The 10,400-nt window shown below is 58.7% G+C and carries 11 protein-coding genes; 5 read left to right on the forward strand and 6 right to left on the reverse strand.

Annotated features, from left to right (window positions below; all coding sequences use genetic code 11):
• Nucleotides 1-253 precede the first annotated feature (253 nt).
• Nucleotides 254-529 carry a hypothetical protein gene (locus ACM6IN_RS03830; protein ID WP_414915428.1) on the reverse strand — a complete coding sequence of 92 codons (276 nt, stop codon included), beginning with the start codon at nucleotides 527-529 and terminating at the stop codon, nucleotides 254-256.
• A 154-nt stretch (nucleotides 530-683) separates the two neighbouring features.
• Between ACM6IN_RS03830 and ACM6IN_RS03835 the strand changes: the two genes are divergently transcribed.
• The gene (locus tag ACM6IN_RS03835) at nucleotides 684-1,013 is read left to right on the forward strand and encodes a hypothetical protein (protein ID WP_007913493.1); all 330 of its coding nucleotides are present in this window, start codon (nucleotides 684-686) and stop codon (nucleotides 1,011-1,013) included.
• Nucleotides 1,014-1,070: 57 nt separating this feature from the next.
• Here ACM6IN_RS03835 and ACM6IN_RS03840 read toward each other — a convergent pair whose 3' ends face one another.
• Nucleotides 1,071-1,484: a VOC family protein gene (locus tag ACM6IN_RS03840; protein ID WP_123374823.1), complete on the reverse strand. Its 414-nt coding sequence runs from the start codon at nucleotides 1,482-1,484 to the stop codon at nucleotides 1,071-1,073.
• Between the two features lie 223 nt (nucleotides 1,485-1,707).
• On the opposite strand from ACM6IN_RS03840, the gene ACM6IN_RS03845 reads away from it, so the two are divergent.
• Nucleotides 1,708-3,519, forward strand: a complete 1,812-nt coding sequence (locus ACM6IN_RS03845; RefSeq protein WP_414915429.1) for an ABC transporter ATP-binding protein — start codon at nucleotides 1,708-1,710, stop codon at nucleotides 3,517-3,519.
• On the opposite strand, the gene ACM6IN_RS03850 is transcribed toward ACM6IN_RS03845, so the two are convergent.
• From ACM6IN_RS03850 to ACM6IN_RS03860, 3 genes are all read right to left on the reverse strand, one after another.
• Nucleotides 3,516-4,460, reverse strand: coding sequence for an alpha/beta hydrolase (locus ACM6IN_RS03850; RefSeq protein ID WP_414915430.1), 945 nt, complete (start codon nucleotides 4,458-4,460; stop codon nucleotides 3,516-3,518). The two genes, ACM6IN_RS03845 and ACM6IN_RS03850, sit on opposite strands and share 4 nt — an antisense overlap.
• A gap of 112 nt (nucleotides 4,461-4,572) precedes the next feature.
• Nucleotides 4,573-5,571, reverse strand: coding sequence for an NAD(P)H-quinone oxidoreductase (locus ACM6IN_RS03855; protein WP_095111659.1), 999 nt, complete (start codon nucleotides 5,569-5,571; stop codon nucleotides 4,573-4,575).
• 61 nt (nucleotides 5,572-5,632) lie between these two features.
• Nucleotides 5,633-6,832: a YbfB/YjiJ family MFS transporter gene (locus ACM6IN_RS03860; protein WP_007913505.1), complete on the reverse strand. Its 1,200-nt coding sequence runs from the start codon at nucleotides 6,830-6,832 to the stop codon at nucleotides 5,633-5,635.
• 111 nt (nucleotides 6,833-6,943) lie between these two features.
• Between ACM6IN_RS03860 and ACM6IN_RS03865 the strand changes: the two genes are divergently transcribed.
• Both ACM6IN_RS03865 and ACM6IN_RS03870 read left to right on the forward strand, forming a co-directional pair.
• The gene (locus ACM6IN_RS03865) at nucleotides 6,944-7,819 is read left to right on the forward strand and encodes a LysR family transcriptional regulator (protein WP_414915431.1); all 876 of its coding nucleotides are present in this window, start codon (nucleotides 6,944-6,946) and stop codon (nucleotides 7,817-7,819) included.
• Between the two features lie 177 nt (nucleotides 7,820-7,996).
• On the forward strand, nucleotides 7,997-8,461 hold the full coding sequence (locus tag ACM6IN_RS03870) for a hypothetical protein (protein ID WP_414915432.1): 465 nt from the start codon (nucleotides 7,997-7,999) through the stop codon (nucleotides 8,459-8,461).
• Nucleotides 8,462-8,510: 49 nt separating this feature from the next.
• On the opposite strand, the gene ACM6IN_RS03875 is transcribed toward ACM6IN_RS03870, so the two are convergent.
• Nucleotides 8,511-9,233, reverse strand: coding sequence for a pirin family protein (locus ACM6IN_RS03875; RefSeq protein WP_007913508.1), 723 nt, complete (start codon nucleotides 9,231-9,233; stop codon nucleotides 8,511-8,513).
• A 215-nt stretch (nucleotides 9,234-9,448) separates the two neighbouring features.
• On the opposite strand from ACM6IN_RS03875, the gene ACM6IN_RS03880 reads away from it, so the two are divergent.
• A complete protein-coding gene (locus tag ACM6IN_RS03880; RefSeq protein WP_007913509.1) occupies nucleotides 9,449-10,399 on the forward strand; it encodes a GlxA family transcriptional regulator in 951 nt (316 codons plus the stop codon).
• Nucleotide 10,400: the final 1 nt, after the last annotated feature.

Consider the following 10,400-nt stretch of genomic DNA (forward strand, 5'->3'; position numbering starts at 1 on the left):
GGTGGGTTTTTCTGGTACTACAAATCAATAAAGGGTGGGGCTTGGGGCGAGCACAAACAGGAGGTGCCACTGGGCGACTATCAGAGTTACTCTGTCCCGGTCGTATAATTCATTTAAAAAGGCCAATGCATTCAGTATTGGCCTTTTCAGTACGTGTCCCTTTATGCGATGCCAGCGCGGCTAGCGTGTATTCATGGTGCCAGGCTCGCTAGTTGCAATGTTTGGAGCTCACCGCGAGACGGAAAAAGAACGGCTATTGTGCAGGCTTCTTCTTGATGTCATCCGAGTCACTCGAAGTCGCAGCGTCCTTTTCCGTTTCGTGCGATTGCGCGCCTGCGTTGCCGCCTGACGATTCCTCGCCTTTCTTGTTCGCCTTTTCTTCATTGGATTGTTTGCTGCCGGAATTGACTCTTGGCAGGGCGGTCGGCGGGGCAGCAGACCCAGCGTTAGTCTCCTCGGCAGCCAATGTGCAGGCAGGGCCAATGAGCAGCAGACTGGCGAGGGACAGGGCAGCAATATTCTTGTTCATTATCTGTACGCTCCACTGAGGGGTGTTCAGTTTGGAAGTGCTGAGAGGCGAAAGGTGCGGGCCACCGGACGAGTGGCGAGAAGGCAAATTGCTGGCCCCCGGACTTTCGCTTCCCCGGCAAAATCGCCTTTTTTCAAAAGGTTAGGTTGGCTATATGCGGACGATTGTCATAACCGTTGCAACGCTTTCCCTGGCTGTCATCGCCTGTGGGGTTCAGGCGAAAGAGTTGAGCAAGAGTCATCGTTTTGCCTGTGTATGGGGTTCGGACATCGCCGCCGGCGCGCAGCAGTCAAAGCTTGCGGGGATTTCGCTGTATGGCGCGCGCAAACGCCTGCAGGTGCGCAAGTTCCAGCAGCCGTGGATGCGCATGACTGCGATGGGGATCACCGAGCAGACCTACGACAGTCCATCAAAGCTCAAACCCGCAGCGGTCAAGCAGACCTATTATGAACAATGCGTACGCCACGAACTGGCCCAGCGCTGAAGCAAAAAGCCCAACCTGAACCGGTTGGGCTTTTTCATGCCTGGCGAAAAGTTTGTCTCACTTTTCGCTCTCGCAATTGACCATCCACGATACGCCAAAACGATCCACCAGCATGCCGAAGCGCACCGCCCAGAAAGTCGCCTCCAGCGGCATATCGATGCGGCCGTCCTTGGCCAGAGCGTTAAACACCTGCTCAGCTTCAGCGATGCTGTCGACATTCAGCGAAATCGAGCAGCCGCTCATGCCTTGAGTCGGGCGGTCGGGTGTGGTGTCCGAGGCCATGATCATCTGATCACCCACTTTCAGGCAGGTGTGGATGATCAGATTGTGGTGTTCTTTGGGCACATGCTCGGCGGCGGGTGTCTCGCCGAATGACATCATCGCTTCGAGCTTTCCTTGTAAGGCTTGCTGGTAAAAGGTGAAGGCCTCGCGGCAGTCACCGTTGAAGATCAGGTACGGGTCGATTCTCATGTCTCTGCTCCCGGCAGTCAGGCGCGGAGCATGGCGGGTGTTCGCCGGGTTCCGCGTTAGGCGGTTAAAACATAGCAGAGCGTTGGACGCCGGAAAGGCCTGAGTCTTCCAGATGTTTTTGTTCTGAAAAGCGCTTCGACGATAACGCGGTCGTTGTGTGAAATTCAGTCCAAGCGCTGGAGTACCATGACGCACCACCATCGCCCGCAGAGTCCAACGCCCCATGCCTGATCTATCACGCTTCACGTCCTTGTTCGATCAGGCGCAGCGCGCCTTGCGCCTGGTCTGGGAGACATCGCGTGGCTTGTTTCTGGGGCTGGTGCTGGCAACGTTGGTGGCCGGGTTGCTGCCGGCACTGGCGGCATGGTTGGGGCAGCGAATTGTCGATGCCGTGGTCGCAGCGATGCAGCTGCACGCGCAACACGGCAGTGCGCCGCTGTGGCCGGTGTTGTGTTACGTTTTGTTGGAGGCCGGGGTGTTGGCGCTGTTGTCCGGCACGCAACGGGCGCTCTCGGTGCAGCAGTCGCTGTTGCGGGTGCAGTTAGGGCAGAAGGTCAATACGCTGATCCTGGAGAAAGCACAGACCCTGTCACTGGTGCAGTTCGAGAACTCCGAGTTCTACGACAAACTGGTGCGTGTGCGTCGCGAGGCTTCGACCCGGCCATTGGCGCTGGTCATGAAGTCGTTGGGCTTGATTCAAAACCTGATCATGCTGATCAGCTTTGGTGTGCTGCTGGTGCATTTCTCCCCTTGGGCGCTGGTGCTGCTGGTGGTCGGAGCATTGCCGGTGTTCTTTGCCGAGGCGCATTTTTCCGGTGACGCCTTTCGCCTGTTCACCCGCCGCGCGCCGGAGAGTCGGCAGCAGAATTACATCGAAACCTTGCTGTCCCACGAAACCTATATCAAAGAGGTCAAGCTGTTCGGTTTTGCACCACTGTTGCTGCAACGCTACCGCGACACGTTCGCCAGGTTGTATGCCGAAGATCGACGCCTGACGTTGCGGCGCGACGGCTGGGGTTTCGGCCTCGGTCTGCTCGGTACGGCGGCTTTTTACGTGGCCTATGCCTGGGTGGTGATTGATGCTGTGCATGGCCAGATCAGTCTTGGCCAGATGACCATGTATCTGGTGTTGTTCAAGCAAGGCCAAAGCGCGGTGAGCAGCAGCCTGAGTGCAATCAGCGGCCTGTACGAAGACGGCCTCTACCTGACCAGTCTTTATGAATATCTAGCCGAACCGGTTCAGGTCGATAGCGGCCACCTGACGGTCGGTGCCTGCCCGGGCGATGGTTTGCGTTTCGAAAACGTCGGTTTCCGTTATCCGGGTGCCAGTCGACCGGCACTGGAAAATATTGACCTGCAACTGGTGCCAGGCCAGAGCATGGCGTTGGTCGGAGAGAACGGTTCAGGCAAGACCACGCTGATCAAGTTACTGACCCGGCTCTATCGTCCTGATCAAGGGCGCATCCTGCTCGACGGCAGTGATTTGCAGGATTGGCAGGAGACCGCGTTACGTCGACGTATTGGCGTGATTTTTCAGGACTACATCCGCTATCAGTTCAGCGTCGGAGAAAACATCGGCGTCGGCGATACCTTGGCGTTCAACGATTCGCAACGATGGAAAGAGGCGGCTGCCCAAGGGATGGCGGCGCCCTTTATCGAAGGACTGGACAAGGGGTATGCCACGCAATTGGGACGCTGGTTTGCCGGGGGCCAGGAATTGTCTGGCGGGCAGTGGCAGAAGATTGCCTTGTCCCGCGCTTACATGCGCCGTGAGGCCGACATTCTGATCCTCGATGAGCCGACGTCCGCCCTCGATCCGGCGGCCGAAGCGGCGGTGTTCGAGCATTTCAGCCAGCACAGTGAAGGACGCATGACCTTGCTGATTTCCCATCGTTTTTCCAGCGTGCGCAATGCCGACCACATCATCGTCCTGCAACAAGGCCGGATTCTGGAGCAGGGTGGCCACGATCAACTGGTCGCCGCTGCGGGGCATTACGCGCAACTGTTCGATTTGCAGGCGCGCGGTTACCGTTAAGTGTCCCGCCCGCTGCGCACGGTCGCCGGTCCGGCCATCCGCGGCGCTGGTTTGCTCTGCATCAGGCTGTCGAGCGCCTTGCGATAATTCTGCCCGCCGAGTGCCATGCTGTTGTTGTGCGTCGCTCCTGGCACCAGCAACAGGCGCTTGGGCTGTTGCGCGGCGTTGAACAGTTGCTCGCTGAAGCGCGGAGGAACGAAAGCATCAGCCAGACCGTGAACCACCAGCAGCGGCATGTGAATGTCGGCGATCTTGTCGATCGAATCGAATTTTTGCGACAGCAGCCAGCGCACCGGCAATGAAGTGTTGGCCACAGAGGCGGCGACATCTGCCAGCGTGGTAAACGTGGACTCGATCACCAGTCCGCGCACGGGTAGCGCGGAGTGATCGCGGGCGGCGGCCTGCCCAAGTTCCGCTGCCAGATCGATCGCCACGGCGCCGCCCAGGGAATGCCCGTAGATCAGGCGTTTGGCCGGATCCGGTTGCAGCAGTTTGAAGCGCTCCCACGCCACGCGTGCGTCTTCGTAGACACTGCTTTCCGATGGCAGATCACCGTGACTCTTGCCGAAACCGCGATAGTCGATGGCCAACACCGAATAACCCGCCGCGCGCAATTGTTCGATGCGAAACAACTGCCCGGTGAGGTTCCAGCGCACGCCATGCAGATAGAGAATGGCCGGCGCATTGGCCTTTTCCGCCGGCCACCACCAGGCATGAATGTTTTCCCCGGCATTGAAGCTCTTCGGCTGCAGGTCGAGTTCCTGCACGCTGCCGGGCAAGCCGCGATACCAACCGGCGGTGCCCGGTTCGATGCGAAACAGCAGTTTGCGTTCGGTGTGTTCGAGTACGGCACAACTGGTCGGCACGCCGATAATCAGCGCGGCCATGCAGGCAAACGCCAAACGGCGGCGTCGCAGACGCGTCATGAAGGACAGGAACATTAAACGTTTCACCCAGGCGCAGACAAAGAAGGCTTTTTACCAGATGCCTCGGTCTGCGCGTGAGTTTTTCGACCACCGCCCCGGCGCAACGATTACCAAATGCTGCAAAGACTTACACGACCTGCAGCACGATCTTGCCGATATGGTCGCCAGCCTCCATGTGTGCGTGAGCCTGAGCCGCGTCGTTGAGTGAATAAACCTTGTCGATCATCGGCAGGCAGCGCCCGGCAGACAGTGCTGGCCATACGTGCTCGCGCAGTTGATCGGCAATTGCGGCTTTTTCAGCAGCGGTACGGGCACGCAAGAGGGAGCCGGTGATCACCGCGCGTTTGGCCATCATTGCCAGCAGATCAAAGTCGTTGGCCCGTGCGCCGCCGAGGAAACCGAGCATGACCAGACGGCCATCCATCGCCAAAGCGCTGACGTTATCGTTGAGATACGAGCCGCCCATGATGTCGAGGATCACATTGACGCCCTGGCCTGCGGTTTTATCGGCGATGACCTTGGCGAACTCCTCCTCGCGATAGTTGATCGGCAAGCCGCCAAGGTTGCTGATCGCTGCGCATTTGTCCGGGCTGCCGGCGGTGGCAAACGCTTCTATGCCGAATTCTCGGCACAGCATCAGTGCGGTAGTACCGATGCCGCTGGTGCCACCATGAATCAATGCGCGTTGACCACGGCTGGCGCCACCGAGGCCGAACAGGTTGGCCCATACGGTAAAGAAGGTTTCCGGGATCGCGGCGGCGTGCACCCAGTCCAGGCCGTCGGGAATCGGCAGGGTCTGGCCGGCGGGGACGGCGCAGTATTCGGCATAACCGCCGCCATTGGTCAGCGCGCAGACTTTGTCGCCCACGGCGAACTGATTGACACCCGCCCCGAGCGCCACGACTTCACCGGCGACCTCCAGCCCGGGAATCGGGTTCATGCCGGGTTTCATCGGGTATTTGCCGGCGCGCTGCAAGGCGTCCGGCCGGTTGATTCCGGCGGCGTGTACGCGGATCAACACCTCGCCCTCTGCGGCGACTGGCAGCGGTACGCGGCGGGGTTGCAAGACCTCGGGTCCACCGGGCTCGGTGATTTCGATTCGGGTCATTTCGCTGGGCAGGGACATATCGATTCCTCTTGGCTTGAGTTGTGTAAGTGGGAGCGTGCTGCGCAAGCAATGATTCCCTTCAATTTGCACAGCAGCGCCGTTCAACCGGGGCGGGCAGCCATTTCATGGCTTGCTCCAGCAGCAGCGCCACGACGATCGCGCCAGCGGCAATAACGAACAACAACGCGTGATGCCCGCTGCTGGCATTGAACAGCGCCGAATAGGCAAACCCGGCCAGCGCCTGAAACGTGGCGAATGACACCGTGGCACGGCTCCAGGCGATTTGCTGGCGATGGTGCTCCGGCACCAATTCATGCACCCGAGCCAGCGCCAGCGGCACAATGCCCGGCGGAAATGAACCGAGAATCACCGCCAGCAACGCCAGCGCGAGAAACGAGTGGGAGATCGCCAGCAGTCCTAGGGCAATCGCCTGCACCACCAGCACCAGACGAATGCCGGACCGTGCGCCCAGTTGATCGGCGAGAAAGCCATAACTCACCGGGCCGACAATCGCGCCCAAGCCGTACATCACCCAGATCAACGCGCCTATATGCGCCCCGGCACCGAGTCCACGCGCCACGTAATCCACCAGAAACACCATGGCGGGCACCAGGCCGGCTGCCATAAAAGCGTATTGAGCGAACAGCAAGTACACACCACGCGGTGTTGGTTCTACGGGCACTATTTCTTGCGCAACGACCGGGTGCAGGAAATCAGACGGCCAGGCAAACCAGCTCAGCACCGTCAGCAACAAGGCCAAAGCCCCCAGGCCCAGCCACGTTGCCTGCAAGCCAAGGCTCAACAGCGGTGGCACCAGCGTCCCGGAACCGGCAATGCCGAGACCGATACCCAGAAAAATCGCGCCACTGGCCAGCCCTTTACGCGCCGCCGGGACATGCGGCAGTACTGTCGCGGCCACTAGAACCATGATCGCGCCGCCGGCAATCCCGGACAGCAGCCGCCAGCCGAAGAACCAGCTCACCGACAACGGAAACGCGCAGGCAAAAAATGCCGCCGTGACCACCAGCATCATCAGCCGCAAGGCATTTTTATTGCCGAGTTGGCGTGCTGCAGGCCGGCCGAGCAGGGCGCCGATCAGATAACCCACCAGATTGGCGGCTCCGAGGTAGACCACATCATTGGCGCTGAACCACTGCGCCTCAATCAGCGAAGGGATCAACGGGGTGTAAGCGAAACGCGCCAGTCCGATGCTGACCAGGCTGGCGCAGAGGCCAGCGAAGATCGACAGCCAGATGCCGGTGGAGGTTGAAGTGCGCATGATAGCGATCTCGCGGAAGGTTTATGGCGTTCAGCATATCGGCTATCGTTGCTGCGTTAATGCAGCGATTAAGCGGCACGCTGATGCGAATTTGCATCGCCTGGAGACAGCATGAATTGGGATGACGCACGGGTATTTCTTGCCGTTTGCCGCGAATCGACGCTGCGCGGTGCAGCGAGGGTTTTGGCGGTGGATCAGGCAACCGTCGGGCGGCGCATCACGGCACTGGAAAAGTCCCTGAGCGCGACGTTGTTCCTGCGCACCTCTGACGGGTACGCGTTGACGGCGGTCGGCGAAGCAGCGCTTAAAAGCGTGGAGAAAATGGAGCATTCGGCGCTGGAGCTGGAGCGGCAGATTCAAGGCTTGGACGATCGTCTGACTGGCACGGTGCGCGTCAGCACCACGGATTCGCTGGCCATCGATTTTCTGATTCCGGCGATTGCCCGCTTGCACGAGCAGCACCCGCACGTGCGCGTGCAACTGGATGCGTCCACACAGATTCTCAGCCTCGCCAAGCGTGAGGCGGATATCGCCGTGCGCAACACCCGGCCGGACAACCCTGACCTGATTGCCCGGCGCATTGCCCGATGGCCGGTGGGGCTGTTTGCTTCCCAAGCCTATATAGATGCCAATGGAGTGCCGCCGCCGGGCACGGCATTTGAAGGGCATGATCTGGTGGTTTATCAACCGTATCTGCAAGGCAAAAAGGACCTGACGTTGGTATCGGAGCCGTTGAGTCGCGGTCGGATCGTCGCCAGCCTCAGTTCCAGTTTGCTCGTCCGTCGTTCGATTACAGCAGGGTTGGGTGTAGGAGAAATCCCGGTATACATGGGTGAGCGCGATGGCTTGATCAGGCTATGGCCGGAGCGCACTACGCCGCTCCCGTATGAGGTATGGCTGGTAACCCACGCGGACCTGCGCCACACCGCGCGGGTGAGGGCGGTGATTGAGCAGATTGTCGATGTGTTCGCGTCGGAGAATGAATAGGTAGATGCTGTTTTGGCAGGGCTACAACCTCTGACGAAACGGCCTACACCAGAGGCAGAATCGCCCGGCTTGTCAGCATTCTGGATGGGGCCTACCGTTTCATCAGCTCGGTGAGGGGCGTTGGAAACTCACCGACTTAATACCAGGGACGGTATGTAGACCCAGGAAGGTGTCGAATTGAAAACCTCGGAATTCAGTCAAAATCCAATCAGTGATCTATCGAGTAAAACCCGGAATACTCAAGCCATGAACGCAATAAGCCGTGAAGAATTCAATGCCCGGATCGAAACCATTGAGACCAGGATGGACGCTCGGTTCGAGGGTGTGTCGGCAAAAATCGATGCTTATCTTTTGACTCAGGCGGAGAGGGACAAACGATACGATTTGATGTGGGACGGTGTACAACAAATCGCCGAAGATTCAAAAGAAGCCATCAAACAAGCCTCGACAGTGAAGGCGCATTACTGGGCGACGACAGCCGTCCATTTTCTCGGAATGATCACCATCGTCGTGGGGGCGCACTTCGCCAATCAGGCAGCGGTGTTAACCACCTTGCAGACGACACTCGCGGTGATCCAGGTAGGTAAAGATATAGGCGCACCCAGACCTGCTTCGCAACAAGCACCCGAATCAGCACAATAGAAAACGGCCTTCAAAGAAGGCCGTTTTTCGTGAGCATTGAAACACCGCGTCATGGCATCTCTGGCAATTCCTGCGGCCGCAGGTCGAACACCAGCACTTCGGCATCGACACCGTTGCTCAAGGTCAGCAACTGTTCTTCGCGAACCCGCACGCCGTCACCTTCGTGCAATGGCTGGCCATTGAGTTCAACGCTGCCACGCGCGACATGCACATAGGCATAGCGGTTGGCAGCCAGTTCCAGTGTGGCGCTTTCCTTGCCGTCGAACAGCCCGGCGAAGACCCGTGCATCCTGACGCACCTTGAGCGAACCGTGCTTGCCGTCCGGTGAAATGATCAACTGCAGGCGACCGCGTTTTTTCTCGGCGCTGAAATGCTCTTGTTGATAGCGCGGTTTGGCTCCGGCAACCTCCGGCACAATCCAGATCTGCAGGAAGTGCACCGGTTTGATCGCTGAATGGTTGAACTCGCTGTGCGCCACGCCGCTGCCTGCGCTCATTAATTGTACGTCGCCTGGACGAATGACCGAACCGGTGCCCAGTGTGTCCTTGTGTTCTAGCGCACCTTCCAGCACATAGGAAAAGATCTCCATGTCGCGATGCGGGTGCTGGCCGAAGCCTTTGCCCGCGGCAACGCGGTCATCGTTAATCACCAGCAGGTCGGAAAAACCCTGTTCGCGAGGGTTGCGATAGCTGGCGAAGGAAAAGGTGTGAAAGGACTTCAACCAGCCATGATTGGCGAGGCCACGATCGGAGGCTTTGCGAAGAGTCAGCATGATGAAATCTCCTTGCGGGACGTGAATTCGTCCGAGTGAGGAGAAGGTTACTGTTTACTGGATTGCGCAATAAGTAGATGAAAATTGAAAGACTGTCCCTTTCAGGTTGACAGTTTTGCGATAGCCGTCACACAAAACTTTTGCGCTCAAACGGCTACAGTTGGCCATAATGTCTGGCCTGTCTCATGTTTCTTTGATTGAAGTGATGTCCTCCCATGAAAACCGTGGCAATGGTGCTGTTCCCCGACTTTCTCCTGCTCGACATGGCCGGGCCATTGGAGGTTTTTTCGGTTGCCAATCGGTATCTGAAACCCGATGCGCATTATCAATTGATCACGCTTGGCACCGAAGATGGACCGCTGCGGGCCTCCAATGGTGTGATGGTGCAGGCGGACCGGACCATTGGCGGCGACACCGAACGTTATGATTTGCTGCTGGTGCCGGGAGGCCCCGGTGCCTACAACCAGCAGTTTCCGTCGTTGTTTGCCTGGCTCAAAGACGCCGTCCGGCGCGTTGAATATTACGGTTCGATCTGCACCGGCGCGTTTGTGTTGGGGCATGCCGGATTACTTGATGGCTACCGTGTGACCACGCACTGGAACTACACCGAACGTCTGATCAAGGGATTCCCCAAAGCCCATGTCACGACCGATCAGATCTATGTCGAGGATCGCAATCTGATCACCTCGGGTGGCGTCACTGCCGGCATCGATATGGCGCTGGCCGTGATCGCCCGCGATCACGGCAAAAAACTCGCCCAGGATGTCGCCAAAGTCCTGCTGGTGGTGATGAAGCGGCAGGGCGGTCAAGCGCAGTTCAGTCCGCTGATGGCTGCCGTGGCGCCACAGGAAACGCCGATCACCCGCGCACAAAGCTATGTGCTGGAGCATCTCGACGAAGCCTTTACGGTCGAGCGCATGGCCGCCATTGCCAACATGAGTGCGCGGCATTTTGCGCGGGTGTTCACCCGCGACATCCACATGACGCCGATGGAGTTTCTGCAAAGTGCGCGCATCGATTGCGCGCGCAATCTGCTGGAAACCAGTGATCTGCCGCTTAAAACCGTGGCTTACAAAAGTGGTTTCGGCAGTGTGCGGCACATGCGTTCGCTGTTCGCTGAAAAGCTCGGCCTGACTCCCGCGCAATACCGCGAACAGTTCAGCTAGA

The organism is Pseudomonas sp. IT-P395 (assembly GCF_949767675.1).
Lineage (GTDB): Bacteria > Pseudomonadota > Gammaproteobacteria > Pseudomonadales > Pseudomonadaceae > Aquipseudomonas.